The following is an 18,063-nucleotide window of genomic DNA, read 5'->3' as shown; positions in this document are numbered from 1 at the left end:
GAGGCCCATTACGGCACCTTTGCCCCGATCTGTTGACACTGATCGCCGTGTGCTCTCAGTGGTTCGCAGGGTATATAGGGGGCGCATATGGCGCTCGCAACCGTTGGGGGGGTGATGAATCCGCGAATTTGCGTGGATTTTTCATCAATCGCGGGGAATCTGGGAAATTACTATGGTTTTAACACTGCGCGGGTTCAAGATTCACAAGGAACTGCTTGATCCGACCGCCCAAGAAGCGCTGGTCGAAGCATTGCGAAACGTATTGAAAGCCGCTCCGCTTTTCCGCCCAGACACACCTTACGGCAAACCCATGTCGGTGAGGATGACAGCGGCTGGTACCTATGGGTGGTTTTCGGATAAATCTGGATACAAGTACATTCCGGCACATCCTAACGGACAGCCATGGCCCGAGATCCCATCACAGGTTCTTTCTATTTGGGACAGTGTGACGGGCCTTGAGCGTCGGCCTGAATGCTGCCTGATCAATTACTATGGCCCCGATGCAAAAATGGGGATGCATCGCGATCATGACGAGGCAGACTTCCAGTGGCCTGTTGTTTCGATTTCGCTCGGCGACGCGGCGCTTTTCAGAATTGGCAACACGACACGCGGCGGCAAAACTGAATCGATCTGGCTTCAGTCGGGGGATGTGGTGGTTATGGGGGGCGATGCGCGGCTCTGCTATCACGGCGTTGACAGAATCAGGGCCGGTTCATCCACGCTGTTGCCGAAGGGAGGGCGCATAAACCTGACCTTGAGGGTCGTCGATTGAAACGTAAGGCAATTCAATGAATGTTCCAAAGTGGCGAAATGATTGGTGCATTATCTTTAAAATGTGAGCCCCAGAATGATTAACGCCGCAATATTGACCGTCGTTATTCTGTGTGGCGGTCTGTTGATCTGGCCGCGCCTTGCAAACTCGACTGCCTGGCGGGCGACGATCACACCGCTTGCCTCGATTATCGGCAGCGGTTTTCTGGTTCTGGGTCCGATCCTCGACACCAGCTATGGCGGATACGCGCCACTTGTCATGGTCGGCCTGTGTGTCGTTGCGTATCTGTTCGGCAGCGCCATTCGCTTCAACATTGCTGAAATAGACAGACGGGCTACTCCATCACCTGTGGTTGCCTTGCTTGAAACATCAGCCTCTGTCGTTCTTGCATTCGCTTTCATTATTTCGGTGGCCTACTACCTGAACCTTTTCGGGTCATTCGGTGTGAGCCTTACTGACGTGAACGATGCCTTTCACGCCAACCTTCTGACAACCGCCGTCTTTCTTTTGATATTGTTTACCGGGCTTACACGCGGTTTTCTGGCGCTCGAACGGCTCGAACAGGTTTCAGTCGGCTTGAAGCTGTCGATCATCGCAGGGCTTGTGTTCGGGCTCGCTGTGCACTTCGGGCAGCAAGCTTCTGGTGGCGGACTGATGTTTGATCCGCCGCGAATAACCGGATGGGCGGGGGTCACGCTTATGGCGGGACTCATCGTGACTGTGCAGGGGTTTGAAACGTCTCGCTACCTTGGCGCGACCTACGACGCGGAAATGCGTATCCGTTCCATGAGACGCGCACAGTGGATTTCTGCCGGGATCTACTGCCTCTATATCTTTCTTCTGACCTACGCGTTTGAAACGGATGCAGATGCTTTCGACGAGACTACGATCATCTCTCTTATGCAAGCCGTCGCGCCGGTTCTGCCGCTGCTGTTGGTCCTTGCAGCACTTAGCGCCCAATTTAGTGCCGCGATTGCGGACACGAGCGGGTCGGGAGGGCTGATTGCCGAGGTGAGTAAGGGGGTCGTCACCGAAAAGCGCGCCTATATCATCTTGGTGGGTGCTGGCATCATGATGACCTGGACGGCGAACCTGTTCGAAATCATCAGCTATGCCTCGCGGGCCTTCGCGCTTTATTATGCGTTACAGTGCGGCATTGCTGCACTTCGCGCAAACGAGCGAAAGAGATACGGTGCGACGGCGTTCTTCTTCTCGTTGGCGATACTGGGTGTCGCAATCACTCTATTCGGCACGCAGGTTGAGTGACTGATCGTGCCCCGTCCGCAGCGAGGTGATTGAACTGGTCAGCCACGGGATGTGTAGGCTTACAAAAGACCTCGGAAACCCATCTGGCACAAATCTAGCGGCGTGCATCCCAGCTGAGGGAGGCGTGGCGGCGTGTGTAAAACTCGCCCATCAACCCAATCATTAGCGCAACAACGCCGATCCACATTGAATAGTGCCAATCCGAATAGCGTGGGTTGTAGTTGATGAACGCAAAGCCCCGCGCCTGATCAATCACATGAAAAAGCGGGTTCCAGTCAAACATAGACAGCATGAAGCTCGGCAGTGAATTCGCGAGAAACATCTTACCAGAAGCGACCATGTTTGCCCGTTGGTATACCATGGCAAGCAAAGCGACGATTGAGGGAAACCATGGCTTTAGCGCCAAAAAGACGAGACCAAGGGCACATCCGCTAAACCAAGCAACGACCAACATGCCAAAAGCAGCGAAGGGTTGATCAATCACAACCGGTGTCCACGCCACGTGGTAGGCAAAAAGTACAATAACAAGGGATAGAACCTGAATATAGAGCGCGCCCACAGCAGCTGACAGGATCGAGATGATTGTGTTCATCGGAGCGTGTTGCATCATCGGGCTGGCTGGCCCCTCAGAACCCAGCACGGCGCTCAATGCTTTGATATGCGTCATATAAAGAAAGATGCCGGTCATCAGATAGATGAGGAAATCGCCCCGCACTGCGGAGGCCCGCATACCAAGAACAGAAAACATGACATAGAACGCTGCAATGAACAGCACCGTCTGCATAATATTCATCGCAATCGCGACAAAGGCGTTATTGTGTTGCCTGCGCACGCTGCGGACGACCGAATGGTACACGAGTTCCGCGATAGACAGGGCCGATGTAATTCCACCTTGCGGTTTGCGTCTTGTCTGAAACATGATGCTGCCTTGAACCTGCTTTTGACCATCGCACGGAATTCTTGCTGTTCCGTTATCGCTCCAGCATAAGGAGGCTGAACTGCAGGATCAACAAAAGCTAAAGGAAACACCGGGCATGGACTACGAAAAACTGGTGAGTGTGATGCGCAAGCTATCATTGGAGGCGGGCGACAAAATCATGGAGATCTATGGTCGCGATGATTTTGATGTAAAATCGAAGTCTGATGACAGTCCTGTCACCGAAGCAGATGAGGCGGCGGATGCAATTATCAGCGCGGGACTGCGGTCTGCCTTTCCGGATGTGATGCTGGTAACCGAAGAGCAGGCAGCAACGCACGAAGCTCGGGGTGATACCTTTTTGATTGTTGATCCGCTGGACGGCACCAAAGAATTTATTCACCGCCGTGGGGATTTCACGGTGAACATCGCGCTGGTCGAAAAGGGTCAGCCCACACGGGGCGTTGTTTATGCACCGGCAAAATCGCGCATGTTCTTCACTTTGGCCGACGGTCAGTCAGTGGAAGAGACCGGTGACTTTGACAAGGACCAAGTCGGTCCTACCAAGCCGATATCAGTCTCTGATGCGGACAATTCCGCCTTGATGGTGGTTGCGTCCAAATCTCACAGGGATCAGGCGACGGATGACTATATCGGGAAATACGGTGTTCGGGACATGACCAGCGCGGGTTCTTCGCTCAAGTTCTGTCTGATCGCAACGGGGGAGGCAGACCTTTATCCGCGGCTGGGCCGCACGATGGAATGGGATACGGCAGCAGGGCACGCAGTGTTGACGGGTGCTGGGGGGAAGGTTGTCCGCTTTGATGACCATTCACTGCTCACTTATGGCAAAGAGGATTTCGCAAATCCTTTCTTTATCGCCCATGCCCCGACAGTCGCGCTTAAGCCTGCCTGATGTCGGTTCTGATTGTTATACCAGCACGCTTTGCGTCTTCGCGCTATCCCGGTAAGCCGCTCGCCGCTCTGAAAGGGGCGGGGGGCGTATCGCGCAGTTTGATTGAGCGGTCATGGCTGGCTGCGATGCAGGTTGCCGGCGTCGATAAGGTTGTTGTTGCTACTGACGATGGTCGCATCAAGGACGCGGCTGAAGGTTTCGGGGCCGAAGTTGTCATGACTTCGACTGATTGTGCGAACGGGACGGAACGGTGCGCAGAGGCGCATGATGCGCTGGGCGGCGGTTATGACATCGTGGTGAACCTACAAGGTGATGCGCCACTTACACCGCATTGGTTTGTCGAAAGCCTTGTACAGGGTCTGCGTGATGCGCCGGATGCGGGTATCGCAACTCCGGTTTTGCGTTGCGATGGCATTGCTTTGAACGGGCTGCTTGCTGATCGGAAAGCTGGACGCGTCGGTGGCACAACGGCAGTTTTTGATCGCAGTCACACGGCGCTCTATTTCTCGAAAGAAGTCGTACCGTTTACCTCAGAAGTTTATTCAGGCTCTGATCAAACGCCAGTTTTCCATCATGTCGGGGTTTATGCATACCGGCCTGCAGCCTTGGCCAGCTATGCGTCTTGGCCGGTAGGTCCGCTCGAGCAACTCGAAGGGCTTGAGCAGCTTCGGTTCATGGAAAATGGACATGCGGTTCTATGTGTCGAGGTGAAAGCTCAGGGAAGAGAATTCTGGGAGCTCAACAATCCCGAAGATGTGCCGAGAATAGAGTCTATGATGGCAAATATGGACCTTGAATGACAGATATCCCTGTCAGTATCGTCGTCGTAAGCCGAGATCGCGCTGATGCGCTGATACGATGTCTGACCGGGATATCACAACTACAGTATTCGAACTTCGAGGTTGTTGTCGTCGCTGATCCGGCGGGCATCGCTGTCGCGGAAAACCTCCCCTTTGCGAGTGATTTGAAACTGGTGGCCTACGATGTGCCCAATATTTCAGCAGCGCGAAATCTAGGCATTGCACAAGCGGCTGGTGACGTCGTCGCATTTATTGATGATGATGCTGTGCCTGAGCCGCAATGGCTAAGATATCTGGTGGCACCGGCTGCACAAAGTGATGTCGCTGCGATGGGCGGATTTGTTCGGGGACGAAACGGCATATCCTACCAATGGAAAGGTCGAAGTCTGGACCGGTTAGGCATCGCCCATGATCTTGATCTGCACCCCGAACAGGCGACGGTCCTGCATCCACCGAAAGGGCGGGCAATCAAGACCGAAGGCACCAACATGGCGTTCCGCCGTAGTGTCTTGGTCGAGTTGGGCGGGTTCGATCCGGCGTACCACTATTTTTTGGATGAAACCGACTTGAATATGAGGTTGGGCCGCGCGGGGTTTGCGACGGCTCTCGTTCCATTGGCCGAAGTGCACCACGGCTTTGCAGCCAACAGCATACGCAACCGGGAGCGTATACCAAAGGATCTCTTTGACATAGGCGCGAGCTGGGCCGTTTTCATGCGTAAACATCTGGTCGAGGCTGAGTGGAAATCGCAGTGGAAACGCCTGAGATCTGAGGAGCGGCGTCGCCTCCTGCGCCATCTGGTCAGTGGTGGATTAGACCCAATAGGCGTGCGGCACTTGATGAAGCGTCTCGATCAGGGGTTTGCAGAGGGTAGTAAGCGGGAGATATCACCCGAAAGGATCGCAACCCATCCGGTTCAGCCCTTTCAAAATTTCCCGTCAGAAAAGAAACAATCAGTACTGATCGCAACCCGTCCTATGCGGTTTAAAAGAGATTTGGCACAAGCCTTAAGTCGGGTGAAAAAGAATGAGATTGTCACCCTGATGTCGCTGTCACCCGATGCTAGATATCATCGCATAATGTACCATAGCGAAGGCATTTGGGTGCAAAAAGGCGGTCTTTTCGGCAGATCGGTGCGCTCCGATCCGCTAATTTGCATGACAACGCGGTCTCGGCGTGTTGAAAGGGAAAGAACCCGTGTTGGCAAACAACGCGGTTTGAATGAAGAGTAAAGACATAGGGTCGACATAGTCGACTTGGACAGATTGAGGTATTCGATGCGCAAAAAGGTAACAAAAGCGATCTTTCCGGTTGCAGGCATGGGAACGCGGTTTTTGCCCGCGACAAAGTCGGTCCCGAAGGAGATCATGACCCTCGTTGACCGTCCTCTGATCCAGTATGCCATTGACGAAGCCCGTGCAGCGGGGATCAAGGAATTCATCTTTGTTACGTCGCGCGGCAAGGGTGCGTTGGAAGACTACTTCGACCTGTCTCCGCAACTTGAGCAGGAGTTGCGAAAGAAGGGAAAGACGGACCTTCTCGACGTTCTCAAATCGACCAATATGGACAGCGGTGCGATCGCCTATATCCGCCAGCACAAGGCGCTTGGTCTTGGTCACGCTGTGTGGTGCGCACGTCGCCTAATCGGCAACGAGCCTTTTGCTGTCATTCTTCCTGACGATGTCATTGCAGCAGAGAAGCCCTGCCTTCAGCAGATGGTAGAGGCTTATGAGGAAACTGGTGGCAACATGGTTGCAGCAATGGAGGTAGAGCCGGAGCGTGCCTCCGCCTACGGCATTCTGGACATCAGCAAGCAAGACGGTGAGATGGTCAAAGTGAAGGGAATGGTCGAAAAGCCCGACGCTGATAAGGCACCTTCCAATCTTGCCGTGATCGGCCGTTACATTCTGTCACCAAGTGTCCTGCGCAATCTTAACAAGATGAAATCCGGCGCGAATGGTGAAATCCAGCTCACGGATGCAATCGCGCAGGATATCGAAGAGGAAGACAATGTACACGGTTACCGCTTCAAAGGTCAGCGCTTTGATTGCGGGTCAAAGTCCGGCTTCTTGCAGGCGACAGTCTCTTTCGGTTTGGCGCGCCCTGAATTGCGAGACGATTTGCGGACCTATCTGCGCTCAATATCGCTTGATGATGACGCGTGAGATGAACAAAGACTGCGTTCGGAGCTGCTAATGAAAAATGTGTTGGTGACAGGTGGTGCCGGTTACATCGGATCACACGCCTGCAAAGCGTTGAAGGCTGCGGGATTTATACCCGTTACCTACGATAGTCTTGTGACCGGATGGAAAGACGCGGTAAAATTCGGGCCCTTCGAGCAGGGAGATCTGCTTGACAGAGCCAAATTAGACTCTGTTTTTGCCCAGTATGAACCTGTTGCAGTTATGCATTTCGCAGCGCTGAGCCTTGTCGGGGAGTGCATGCAAGATCCGGGTCTATATTGGCGCAACAATGTCGCCGGATCGCTTAGCCTCATGGAAGCGGCTGTCGCAGCCGGATGTCTTGATTTTGTTTTTTCGTCCACCTGCGCGACCTACGGCGATCAGGATAACGTGGTGCTTGACGAAGACAGCGTACAGATGCCGATCAACGCCTATGGTGCGTCTAAAAGGGCGATCGAAGATATGCTGCGCGATTTCGAAGTCGCGCACGGACTTCGGCATGTGATCTTTCGCTATTTCAATGTCGCTGGTGCTGATCCGGAGGGTGACGTTGGCGAATACCATAGACCCGAGACCCACCTCGTGCCGTTGATGCTTGATGCAATTGACGGAAAGCGGGATGCGTTAACTATATTTGGTACAGATTACGACACCCCGGACGGTACCTGTATCAGGGACTATGTGCACGTTTGTGATTTGGTAGACGCGCATATTCTAGGCCTGAAATGGCTGCGTGAGGGGAAAGACAGTCGGGTCTTCAATCTGGGTACAGGTACGGGGTTTTCGGTGCGCGAGGTATTGGACGAAAGTCATGCTGTGACCAACCGCGCAGTGCCTTATGTTGAGGGCCCCCGCCGTGCAGGAGATTGCACCAAACTGGTCTCTGGCTCCCAAAGAGCGATCAACGAGCTTGGATGGGAACCGCACCGGTCAAACATGAAAGAAATGATCACGGACGCTTGGAGATGGCATCAGTCGGGCCATTACGAGGGCTGATATGTCAAAGCCTAGGCTGCTTGATCTGACAAGGAGCCTGCGCCGTGCAGGGCGTACTGCTACGGGTGTGGATCGGGTTGAGCGAGCCTATCTTGATCGGTTCCTGACTGATGAGGTGCCTGTATACGGATTGTTTCGAACGGCCTTCGGATATGTTTTGCTGGACCGCGACGGGCTTCGGGCTTTTTCGCTTCGTTTGAACGGCGATGATACTTGGCCGGATGCGCAGCTGTTGTCGCGGCTGGCAAAAAGACGCGACGCGCTTGTAATGCAAGCCGAAACGTTTGTGAGACAGCATGCTAACAGCCGGTGTTTGCCCAACGGATTGCGGCGCATGTTGGCGCGACGGATGCCTGACGGCTTTAAATATTTCAACGTCGGCCACAGCAACCTGACAGAGCGGGTTTTGCGCAGCGTTCAGATTGCGGGTGGCGATATATCGGTTATGGTTCACGATGTCATTCCTCTGGAATATCCCGAGTTCCAGCGCCCTGGTACTGTGAAACCCTTTGAAAGAAAGCTGCGCCGGGTCTCGAAGACAGCGAACCGCATCATCTACAATTCTTCAGACACGCAAATGCGCACCGAAGCAATCATGTCCAGGTGGGGTTCGGTGCCAATGGGTATCGTTGCGCATTTGGGGGCAATTACCTCATCAACAGAGATTGAATCTGTACCCTCCGGTCCTTTACCGGATCAGCCGTATTTCATTGCAGTTGGCACGATCGAGCCGCGAAAAAACCACGGCTTTCTGCTGGATCTGTGGGAAAAAATGGGGCCCGAGGCACCGCCTCTACTTATCTGCGGACGGCGTGGTTGGAACAACGAAGATGTCTTTTCCAGACTGGACCACCTGCCACCGCAATCGGCAGTGAAAGAACATTCGAACCTATCAGATCAGGCGCTGATGACGTTGGTTCGGAATAGCGCAGGCTTGCTGTTCCCGTCGCACGCCGAAGGGTATGGGTTGCCTCCTATAGAAGCGCTCAGTCTGGGAACGCGTGTTTTATGCAACGATCTACCGGTTTTACGTGAAGTTTTAGGTACTTCGGCTTCTTTTGCACCTGTTTTAGACGCTGATTTATGGTTAAAAACGATCAAGAACTGGCAGAAAACGTCGTCAGCAGCAGGCAGTGATGTTATTTTTGACGGTCCGACATGGGCTGATCATTTCAAGACCGTGTTAAGGTTAACATGATATCACCCCAACGAACGATGTTATCCCGGTAGGGTAAGAGGTGGTGATTGGGCATTTTTCGGTCATATGGACTGAGGCTTCAACGTAAGCGCTGGCGTATCCGGGCGATCCGTAAACGCCGGGAACTCAAGCGGATTGCGAACCGCACGGGGCAAATCCGTGCGGACGACCTTTTGCTGTTCTGCACCCAGCGCAATGAGATGATCCGGCTACCCTATTTCCTGGACTACTACCGCAAGATGGGCGTGGGCCATTTCTTCTTTGTGGATAACGATAGCGATGACGGGTCGCTGGACTACCTTGCCGATCAGCCCGATGTGTCCATCTGGACTACCAAGGCGAGCTATAAGCGCGCGCGCTTTGGCGTCGACTGGTTGAACTGGCTGCAAATGAAATATGCCCATGGTCATTGGGCGCTGACCGTCGATCCTGATGAATTTCTTGTCTTTCCGTTCTGCGATACCCGTCCGCTGCGGGCGCTGACGGATTGGCTTGATGCATCGTCGATCAAGTCCTTTTCTGCGATGCTGTTGGATATGTACCCCAAGGGACGGCTGGATGAGCAACCGTACCAAGCAGGTCAGAACCCCATGGATATCGCCTGCTGGTTTGATAGCGGGAACTACACGATCTCTCGCAATCACCGTTTTACAAACCTCTGGATACAGGGCGGTCCCCGTGCGCGGGTGTTTTTCCCCAACAATCCGGAGAAGGCTCCGGCGCTGAACAAAGTGCCGCTGGTCAAATGGGACAAACGCTACGCCTATGTCAGCTCTACGCATATGTTGCTGCCTCGGGGTCTTAATCAGGTCTACGATGAATGGGGCGGCGAAAAGGCTTCAGGCGTTCTGTTGCATGCAAAGTTTCTGGATACGTTCGGGGCCAAAGCCGCGGAAGAGCTGGAGCGGTCACAGCACTATGCGGGGTCGGTCGAATACCTCGCCTATGCCGAACAGCTCAAGCATGACCCCCAGCTGTGGTGTAAATGGTCTGAACGCTACATCAATTGGCGACAGCTTGAGATTCTGGGTCTGATGTCCAAAGGGAACTGGGCATGACTGTTGGCATCGTCATGTTGGTACACACGGCCCTTGGGCGCGCCGAACAGGTGGCCCGCCATTGGTCGGCAGCCGGCTGTCCGGTGGTCATTCATGTCGACAAGATTGTGGACAAGCGGACATACGAATCCTTCGTGACGGCCCTGTCCGACCTCAAGGATGTGTCTTTTAGTGGGCGATACCGATGTGAGTGGGGCACTTGGGGTATCGTGCAGGCAACGCAGGCCGCATCGGAAATGCTGTTGGCCCATCATGCCGACGTGCGACATGTCTACCTCGCATCCGGCTCCTGTCTGCCGCTGCGCCCTGTGCAGGAATTGATCGACTATCTGGCTGAACGTCCGCATAAGGATTTCATCGAAAGCGCGACAACGTCGGAGGTTCCATGGACCGTGGGTGGCCTTGATGAAGAGCGGTTCACCCTGAGATTTCCGGTGTCATGGAAGCGCAACCGGTTCCTGTTCGATTTCTTTGTCGATATCCAGCGCCGCTTTCATCTGGCGCGTAAAATGCCAAACGGGATCACTCCGCACATGGGGTCGCAGTGGTGGTGTCTGTCGCGGCGCACCCTGTCAGCGATCTTGCAGGACCCTGAAAGAGCAACCTACGACCGGTTCTTCAGGCAGGTCTGGATCCCGGATGAGAGTTACTTCCAGACGTTGGCGCGGCAATATTCGAACAACATCGAAAGTCGTTCCCTGACCTTGTCCAAATTCGACTTTCAGGGGAAACCACACATTTTCTATGACGACCACCTGCAACTTTTGCGCCGGTCTGACTGCTTTGTAGCACGCAAGATATGGCCTTATGCGGCGCGGCTCTATGATGCGTTTCTGACCGATGCCGCTGGCGCGATGAAAAAAACCGAACCCAATCCGGGCAAGATTGACCGGATATTCTCAAAGGCGGTGGAGCGGCGGACGCGCGGCCGATCCGGCCTGTATATGCAAAGCCGTTTCCCGAACGAGGATTGGGAAAACGGTGTGACTGCTGCACCCTATTCGATGTTTCAGGGCTTTTCAGAGCTGTTCGAGAATTTCGAACCTTGGCTTGCTTCCGCGACGGGCGCGCGCGTCCACGGGCATTTATTTGCAAAGGACCGCGTCCATTACGCTGATGGCCAGACTGCGCTGAACGGGGCGCTGTCCGACAACCCCGTTCTGCGTGACTACAACGGCAAGGGGTTTCTGACCAATCTGATCTGGAACACACGTGGTGAACGCCAGTGTTTTCAGTTCGGCCCTGCGGACAATCAGGATGTCTGTTGGCGCGTGGCCAAAGATCCGAATGCGCAGGTTTCGGTGATTACCGGCGCATGGGCTGTGCCGTTGTTCCGCTCGAACCTCGATTTCGCAGAGATTCGTGCGAAGGCGGCCAACCTGCAAAAGATCGAGAGCGAGCATATGGACATTCTGCGCTCTCCTTACACCAAGGCGCGCGTACGCATCTGGACAATGGCAGAATTTATCGAAGCACCGATGGAGCCTTTGCAGGGTATTCTGGACGAGATCGGACGCACCAAATTGCGCCGTCTTTCCGAAGCGCCAAAGATGGTTGATTTGTCAGGCTTTGGTCAATTCCTTCAGAATCTCAAGAACCAGGGGATGCACCCCTACCTTATGGGGGATTTCCCCGTAGAGCGCGGGCTGACGGCCACACCCAAGGCGCAACGAAAACCTTATCTGGTACAATAGATGAAAAGCACGAAATTCCAGAGCTTTGTCGTCTTTGCAGAAATGCGGACGGGCTCGAACTTTCTTGAGGCCAATCTGAACGCTTTTGAAGGCATCAACTGTCATGGGGAAGCGTTCAATCCCCATTTTATGGGTTATCCGAAAAGTGAGCCAATCCTTGGCATCGATCAAAAGACCCGCGACGCCGACCCGAAAGTTCTGCTTTCGGCGATAAAGAACAATACAGCACGACTAAGCGGCTTCAGGTATTTCCATGATCACGACCCGCGCGTTTTTGATGCGGTCATGGAAGACACATCCTGTGCCAAGATCATTCTGACCCGCAATCCTGTTGAAAGCTATGTCAGCTGGAAGATCGCGCAGGAGACCGGCCAGTGGAAACTGACAGATGTCAAAGCGCACAAGGTTGCACAGGCGCAATTCGACCCAAAGGAATTCGCCGCACATCTTGAGGCGTTGCAAGCATTTCAGGTGACGTTGCTTAACCGGTTGCAGATTTCAGGTCAGACCGCATTTTACGTGGCCTACGAAGACCTGCAAAGCGTTGATGTGATGAATGGCTTGGCGCGTTATCTCGGGGTTGATGAAGAGCTGGAAGCGCTGGACAAAAGCCTGAAGAAGCAAAACCCAAGCCCGATTTCAGCCAAGGTTCATAACTACGACGATATGCTGAAAGCGTTATCGCAGATGGACCGGTTTGATCTGACCCGGACACCCAATTTCGAACCGCGACGCGGGCCGGTTGTGCCGTCCTACGTTGCCGCAGCTGATGCCCCGTTGTTGTACCTGCCATTACGCAGTGGCCCGCAAGCGCAAGTCATGCGCTGGTTGGCGGATCTTGACGGTGTGACCCGCTCCGACCTGATTACAAAGATGTCGCAAAAAGAGGTGCGTCAATGGAAGCGAAAGCATCCAGGCCATCGCAGCTTTACTGTGTTGCGGCACCCTGTTCAGCGCGCCCATGAAGCATATTGCAGGCACATTCTGCCTGCCGATAGCGGATCCTTCCTTCAGCTGCGAAGAACGATGGTGCGGCGCTACAAGCTGCCGCTGCCTGAGAACGGGCCGGATGCGGGATATGACCTCAATGCCCACCGCAAAGGTTTTGTGGCGTTTCTCAAGTTCCTGAAGGGGAACCTGTCTGGGCAGACTTCAATACGCGTGGACGCCGCGTGGTGTACGCAACATCAGGCGATATCAGGCTTTGGTGAATTCTGTCTGCCCGACCACGTGCTCAGAGAAGCTGATCTGGCGAAAGAGCTGGGCGATCTGGCTCTTTCAGTCGGGTGCCAGAACGTCCCCGAAGTGCCAGTCGCACCAGAGGAACAACCATTTGCGCTGGCCGACATCTACGATGACCAGATCGAAAAGCTGACATCGGAAGCGTATCAGCGTGATTATCTGATGTTCGGATTCTCGCGCTGGGCATAGCAGTCAGGGGCGTATTCTGCCCCCGAGCTTACCTGCTTTTCTGAGTAGATCAGGCTGCCTGAACGGAGTTCTCGGCTGTCAGGATAGTGAAAAGCGTGCCCGCGTCCTGATTTGCACGCAGTTTGGTGCAGATTGATGTATCCCGCAGGGTACGTGAAACCAACGCCAGTGCTTTCAGGTGTTCAACACCTGCATCCTCAGGCGCAAAAAGCGCAAACGCCAAGTCCACGGGCTGGCGGTCTACCGATGAAAAGTCCACGGGCTTGTCCAGAACGACAAAAGCACCAACAACTTCATCAAGACCTTCAAGCCGCGCGTGTGGCAAAGCAACGCCATGCCCTACGCCAGTTGGACCCAATGCCTCACGTTGGTTCAGCGCCTCTACCACGCGACCGGCGTCCAGCCCGTAGGCCACGTGCACCAGATCGCCCAGCTCTTGCATCAAGCGCTTTTTGCTGGAGGCCGACGTCAATACTTTGACGGCCTCCGGCTTGAGGAGTTTCGAAAATTTCATTCAGCTCGCTCTGTACTAGCGAAGAGTTATCTCTTCGTCGTTGTCCCTATGGATCGATCCAGCCGATGTTTCCGTCTTCTCTGCGGTAAACAACATTCAACCCGTCTTTACCTTCGTTGCGGAACACCAGTACCGGTGCGCCCGCCAGTTCCATTTGCATCACCGCTTCGCCTACGGACAGAGTTGCAATCTTTGTCTGCATCTCTGCAATAATCATCGGCTGAAGCGTGTCCGGCTCTTGCGCTTCGGAATCGCTATCTGAGGCGAGGATATAAGAGGAAGCGCCGAGCATTTCAACAGGTTCCGCCCGGTCCTTGTGATGATCTTTCAACCGCCGCTTGTACCGGCGCAGCTGTTTCTGCATTTTCTCGTTACAGCCGTCAAAAGCGGCGTAAATCTCGGTGCTGTGTGCCTTGGCAGATGCTGTTAGTCCTGTCGAAAGATGTACGGTTGCTTCGCAGACAAACTCGTGTCCCGACTTTGAAAATACCACATGCGCATCTGTCGGACGCTGTGCGTATTTGTTCACCGCTTCGCCCAGTTCTTCTTTTACGTGTGTTTGAAGCGCATCGCCAATGTCGATTTGTTTGCCACTGATTTGGTACCGCATAAACTCTCCTTGCTGGTCATTCCGCACCGCCCAAAGGCACCACGTTTGTGGTGTTCGGACGCTTGGGAATTTAGGTAAATGGCGCTGTGTCCAGATTAATCTGTTTGGTGCCTCGCAATTGAGACCAAGGTAGGATCAAACAGGAACGCAGTGTTGCCATACCTATATCAGCTGCGAAAACGGCTTCAAAGTCAATGGTGGGAGACTGTCGCGCAGGCAAATAAATACCGGATTTGCCGGTCTGTTCTTAAGAAATTCTAAAGTTATCACCGAGATAGACGCGGCGCACATTCTCGTTCTGAACAACCTCATCAGGCGTGCCGGACATCAGCACTTTGCCTTCGTGTAGGATATACGCACGGTCGACGATCTCGAGTGTTTCCCGCACGTTATGGTCAGTAATCAGCACGCCGATGCCGCGGTTTTTCAGATCGGCGACAAGATGCCGAATATCCCCCACTGAAATCGGATCGACGCCCGCAAACGGTTCGTCGAGCAGCAAATAGTTGGGATTGGCGGCAAGACAGCGTGCGATCTCCACGCGCCGCCGTTCGCCGCCAGATAGCGCAAGGGCAGGGGCGCGGCGCAGGTGTTCGATTGAAAATTCCGACAGCAACTCTTCCAGGCGTTCGCGTCGTTGGTGGCGGATCGGAACCGAAATATCCAGAATCGCGCTGATATTGTCCTGAACACTCAAACCGCGAAAAATGCTCATTTCTTGTGGCAGATAGCCGATGCCAAGTTGCGCACGCCGATACATCGGCAGCATTGTCACGTCCTTGCCGTCAACCATGACGGTCCCGCCTTCAGGTGTGACAAGCCCGGCGACCGCATAGAATGTTGTGGTTTTCCCTGACCCGTTTGGCCCCAGCAACGCGACCACTTCGCCCCTGTTCAGGTGCATCGAGAAATCACGAATGACGGTTTTCTTGCGATAGGACTTGCGCAGGTGCTCGATCCGCAAACCTGCGCTGCCTTCGGCAACCTGTAGCTTTGGCGGCATCAGTTATCGCCACCTGTCTGGATGATGGTTTTCACACGGCCCGACATCTGCGCCGTGCCATCCGACAGCTGAACCGTCATCTTATCCGCGCTTAGTGCGTTCAACCCCTGATCCAAAAGAACGTTGCCTGTCATCACAATCGTGCCTTCGGTAATGGAGTAGTCAGCGCGCTCCGATTCTGCAGCGTCCGGGCCGGAAACCAGCGTCACGCCGCCTGTGGCCTCCATCCGCTCTATCCCCTTTTGGGCCTCAAGATAGACGACCAGTACACGCGGCGCAGACAGACGCATCTCGCCTTGCCCGATCAACACATTACCGGTGAAAACGGCGGTCCCTGTTTCCTGATCAACGGACAGGTTGTCCGACGTCACTTCAACGGGAAGGCCGGTATCCTGACGCAGAGCACCAAAGGCCACGTTCGTCCCTTGCGCCAGAACGGGCAGCGTAAAAACACCCAGGAACAAGGGCAGCAGTACGAGTCGCAGATGTTTCACTTGGATCACTCTTCATCCTGTTTGGGCATATATATCAGCTTCACCTGATTTGTGAAAACCAAATGGGCAGGTTCATCGTCAATCGCAGGATTGAGCGTCATAGCGCCTGCGTCCAGCGTGCCGATCGGACCGTCGGCATGAACGGGACCGGGCGACGTCACTTGTGTCGTAGACATCAACGTGGTCAATTTCTGGCTTTCAATCCGGTAGCCTGTCGAGGTGGTTATCACCACGTCACCCGATAGATCGGCAGTGTCCTGAGAGATATCAAGAACACCACGATCCGCAGTAACCATCAAGGTCGAGCCAGAAGCCAGTTCCATGTTAATTTCAATCTCTTCCGCTTCGTTGCCATCGGTCTGACCTTGGGGTGTCGTCAGTTTCTGCGCCGCAAAAGATATCTGATCCCCGTTGGCCGTCACGGACTGGTACACAGGCCCCGTTACCTGCTGATCGCGCAGACGGTCCTGAATTTCCTTGTCAGCGAAAGGGATTACGGTTTCTGTATCAATTGCACGCGAGAGCAGAAAAAGGGTTGAAAGCAGACCCAGCGCCAAAAGCGGTAGCAGCACCTTGAGCCAACCGACAAAGCGGGAATAGCGGTCGGCTTGCATACGCCTTAACCTAACCCGACACGCAGACAATCATGGATGTGCAAAACGCCAAGCGGGACGGTTGGCGCGTCAGGGTCGGCGACCAGCAGGCAATTGATCTTGCGTGTATTCATCAGGCCCACCGCTTTTTCGGCAAGCGCATCGGGTGCAATCGTGACAGGGTTGCGTGTCATGATGTCACCCGCTTTCAACGACATGAGCCTTTCCATGTGTCGACCCAGATCACCGGTGGTGATGATGCCAGCAAGCGTTCCCTGATCGTTCAGCACAGCCGTAACGCCAAAACCCTTACTGCCAATTTCTGTCAGCGTCGCAGGCATATCGGCGGCTTCTGATACACTTGGGAATTTGTCACCGGTGTGCATCAAATCGCGGACCAGACTAAGCTGCGCACCCAGTTTGCCACCGGGATGGAAGTTGCGGAAATGCTCTGCAGTGAAATCACGGTTTTCCATCAACGCAACGGCAAGCGCATCGCCCATCGCCAGCGTCATCGTTGTCGAGGTTGTTGGCACAATACCCGTTCCGCAAGCTTCTGCCACGCGGGGCAGAAGCAGGATGACATCGGATTGGCGTCCCAGCGTGCTATCTTCGACGCTGGTTATCCCGATCAGCGGTATTTCGTAGCGGCGCGAATAGGCGATCAGATTGCCCAACTCCGGCGCTTCGCCGGAATTCGAGATGGCGAGGACGACATCGGCCGCAGTGATCATACCCAGATCGCCATGGCTTGCTTCAGCGGGGTGCACAAACTGTGCAGGCGTGCCTGTGCTCGCAAGGGTCGCGGCAATCTTGTTCGCGATGTGACCTGACTTGCCTATGCCGGTGACAATCACACGTCCCTTGGTATCACGCATCAGGTCAATGGCCGTACGAAACCGCCCGTCCAGTGCATCGGCCAAGGTGTTCAACGCGGCCGCTTCGGTGCGAATGACCCTTGCGGCGGTATCAAGATACGGTGTCTTCATGAATGGGCAAAGATGTCCGTATCGGGCCAACCTTCAAGGTCAAGCCTGGCGCGCATTGGCAGGAAATCCCAGCAGGCTTGCGCAATCTCCATCCGGCCTTCGCGCTCCAGCATTTCGTTCAGCTTGTCACGCAATTGATGGAGGTACAAAACATCGGACGCGGCATAGTCGATCTGCGCTTGCGTCAGGGTTTCAGCGCCCCAATCGCTCGATTGTTGCTGCTTGGAAATGTCGATCGACAGCAATTCTTGTAACAGTTTCGCCAATCCGTGCCGGTCAGTGTAGGTACGGATCAGTCGGCTTGCGATTTTCGTGCAATAGACCGGCGCAGTCGTCGCTCCAAACGCATTCAGCATCGCTGCGATGTCAAAGCGGCCAAAGTGAAAAAGCTTGAGCACTTGCGGGTCTTCAAGAAGCCGGCACAGATTGGGCGCTTCCGTCTGGCCTTTTGCGATCTGAACAAGATGTGCGTTCCCGTCTCCGCCGGAAAGCTGCACCACACACAAACGGTCACGGTGGGGATGCAGACCCATCGTTTCGCAATCAATGGCAACCATCGGACCCAGATCAAGGTCATTAGGCAGATCGTTCTGATAGAGATAATTTGTCATGCGCTTGCTATACCGTGCA

Annotated in this window: 19 protein-coding genes; 11 read left to right on the top strand and 8 right to left on the bottom strand. The window is 54.4% G+C overall.

Annotated features, from left to right (window positions below):
- Nucleotides 1–172 precede the first annotated feature (172 nt).
- Nucleotides 173–772, top strand: coding sequence for an alpha-ketoglutarate-dependent dioxygenase AlkB family protein (locus tag Z946_RS0108030; RefSeq protein ID WP_025055214.1), 600 nt, complete (start codon nt 173–175; stop codon nt 770–772).
- A gap of 75 nt (nt 773–847) precedes the next feature.
- On the top strand, nt 848–2,038 hold the full coding sequence (locus Z946_RS0108025) for a hypothetical protein (RefSeq protein WP_025055213.1): 1,191 nt from the start codon (nt 848–850) through the stop codon (nt 2,036–2,038).
- A 94-nt stretch (nt 2,039–2,132) separates the two neighbouring features.
- Here the strand turns inward: Z946_RS0108025 and Z946_RS0108020 are convergent, their stop codons facing one another.
- A complete protein-coding gene (locus tag Z946_RS0108020; protein ID WP_025055212.1) occupies nt 2,133–2,957 on the bottom strand; it encodes an ABC transporter permease in 825 nt (274 codons plus the stop codon).
- A gap of 115 nt (nt 2,958–3,072) precedes the next feature.
- Between Z946_RS0108020 and cysQ the strand changes: the two genes are divergently transcribed.
- From cysQ to Z946_RS0107975, 9 genes are all read left to right on the top strand, one after another.
- Complete coding sequence (gene cysQ / locus Z946_RS0108015) at nt 3,073–3,870, top strand: 3'(2'),5'-bisphosphate nucleotidase CysQ (protein ID WP_025055211.1); 798 nt, start codon at nt 3,073–3,075, stop codon at nt 3,868–3,870.
- Nucleotides 3,870–4,670, top strand: a complete 801-nt coding sequence (locus Z946_RS0108010; protein ID WP_025055210.1) for a 3-deoxy-manno-octulosonate cytidylyltransferase — start codon at nt 3,870–3,872, stop codon at nt 4,668–4,670. The genes cysQ and Z946_RS0108010 overlap by 1 nt, the downstream gene beginning before the upstream one ends.
- Nucleotides 4,667–5,902: a glycosyltransferase family 2 protein gene (locus Z946_RS0108005; RefSeq protein ID WP_025055209.1), complete on the top strand. Its 1,236-nt coding sequence runs from the start codon at nt 4,667–4,669 to the stop codon at nt 5,900–5,902. Before Z946_RS0108010 ends, Z946_RS0108005 begins: the two co-directional genes overlap by 4 nt.
- A gap of 45 nt (nt 5,903–5,947) precedes the next feature.
- Nucleotides 5,948–6,835 carry a UTP--glucose-1-phosphate uridylyltransferase GalU gene (gene galU / locus Z946_RS0108000; RefSeq protein ID WP_025055208.1) on the top strand — a complete coding sequence of 296 codons (888 nt, stop codon included), beginning with the start codon at nt 5,948–5,950 and terminating at the stop codon, nt 6,833–6,835.
- Nucleotides 6,836–6,865: 30 nt separating this feature from the next.
- The gene (gene galE / locus Z946_RS0107995) at nt 6,866–7,849 is read left to right on the top strand and encodes a UDP-glucose 4-epimerase GalE (protein ID WP_025055207.1); all 984 of its coding nucleotides are present in this window, start codon (nt 6,866–6,868) and stop codon (nt 7,847–7,849) included.
- A gap of 196 nt (nt 7,850–8,045) precedes the next feature.
- Nucleotides 8,046–9,047 (top strand): glycosyltransferase family 4 protein, encoded by a 1,002-nt coding sequence (locus tag Z946_RS0107990; protein WP_160170273.1) that lies wholly within the window; start codon nt 8,046–8,048, stop codon nt 9,045–9,047.
- A 71-nt stretch (nt 9,048–9,118) separates the two neighbouring features.
- On the top strand, nt 9,119–10,105 hold the full coding sequence (locus Z946_RS0107985; protein ID WP_174416564.1) for a glycosyltransferase family 2 protein: 987 nt from the start codon (nt 9,119–9,121) through the stop codon (nt 10,103–10,105).
- Entirely contained in the window at nt 10,102–11,799 is a 1,698-nt protein-coding gene (locus Z946_RS0107980) for a DUF5927 domain-containing protein (RefSeq protein ID WP_025055204.1), read from the top strand. The genes Z946_RS0107985 and Z946_RS0107980 overlap by 4 nt, the downstream gene beginning before the upstream one ends.
- Nucleotides 11,800–13,230, top strand: a complete 1,431-nt coding sequence (locus Z946_RS0107975; RefSeq protein ID WP_025055203.1) for a sulfotransferase family 2 domain-containing protein — start codon at nt 11,800–11,802, stop codon at nt 13,228–13,230.
- Between the two features lie 49 nt (nt 13,231–13,279).
- On the opposite strand, the gene Z946_RS0107970 is transcribed toward Z946_RS0107975, so the two are convergent.
- From Z946_RS0107970 to Z946_RS0107940, 7 genes are all read right to left on the bottom strand, one after another.
- The gene (locus Z946_RS0107970; RefSeq protein WP_025055202.1) at nt 13,280–13,744 is read right to left on the bottom strand and encodes a PTS sugar transporter subunit IIA; all 465 of its coding nucleotides are present in this window, start codon (nt 13,742–13,744) and stop codon (nt 13,280–13,282) included.
- 46 nt (nt 13,745–13,790) lie between these two features.
- Complete coding sequence (gene hpf / locus Z946_RS0107965; RefSeq protein ID WP_025055201.1) at nt 13,791–14,354, bottom strand: ribosome hibernation-promoting factor, HPF/YfiA family; 564 nt, start codon at nt 14,352–14,354, stop codon at nt 13,791–13,793.
- A gap of 247 nt (nt 14,355–14,601) precedes the next feature.
- Nucleotides 14,602–15,357: an LPS export ABC transporter ATP-binding protein gene (gene lptB, locus Z946_RS0107960; protein WP_025055200.1), complete on the bottom strand. Its 756-nt coding sequence runs from the start codon at nt 15,355–15,357 to the stop codon at nt 14,602–14,604.
- The gene (gene lptA / locus Z946_RS0107955; protein ID WP_025055199.1) at nt 15,357–15,851 is read right to left on the bottom strand and encodes a lipopolysaccharide transport periplasmic protein LptA; all 495 of its coding nucleotides are present in this window, start codon (nt 15,849–15,851) and stop codon (nt 15,357–15,359) included. The genes lptB and lptA overlap by 1 nt, the downstream gene beginning before the upstream one ends.
- A gap of 5 nt (nt 15,852–15,856) precedes the next feature.
- Complete coding sequence (lptC, locus tag Z946_RS0107950; protein WP_025055198.1) at nt 15,857–16,465, bottom strand: LPS export ABC transporter periplasmic protein LptC; 609 nt, start codon at nt 16,463–16,465, stop codon at nt 15,857–15,859.
- A 5-nt stretch (nt 16,466–16,470) separates the two neighbouring features.
- Nucleotides 16,471–17,433, bottom strand: a complete 963-nt coding sequence (locus Z946_RS0107945; protein ID WP_025055197.1) for a KpsF/GutQ family sugar-phosphate isomerase — start codon at nt 17,431–17,433, stop codon at nt 16,471–16,473.
- Complete coding sequence (locus Z946_RS0107940; protein ID WP_025055196.1) at nt 17,430–18,044, bottom strand: ribonuclease D; 615 nt, start codon at nt 18,042–18,044, stop codon at nt 17,430–17,432. Before Z946_RS0107940 ends, Z946_RS0107945 begins: the two co-directional genes overlap by 4 nt.
- Nucleotides 18,045–18,063: the final 19 nt, after the last annotated feature.

Origin of the sequence: Sulfitobacter noctilucicola, assembly GCF_000622385.1 — a bacterium.
In the GTDB taxonomy this organism is placed as follows: Bacteria; Pseudomonadota; Alphaproteobacteria; order Rhodobacterales; family Rhodobacteraceae; genus Sulfitobacter; species Sulfitobacter noctilucicola.
The sequence above is the reverse complement of the archived record's forward strand: the minus strand, read 5'-3'. Positions and strand labels throughout refer to the sequence as shown.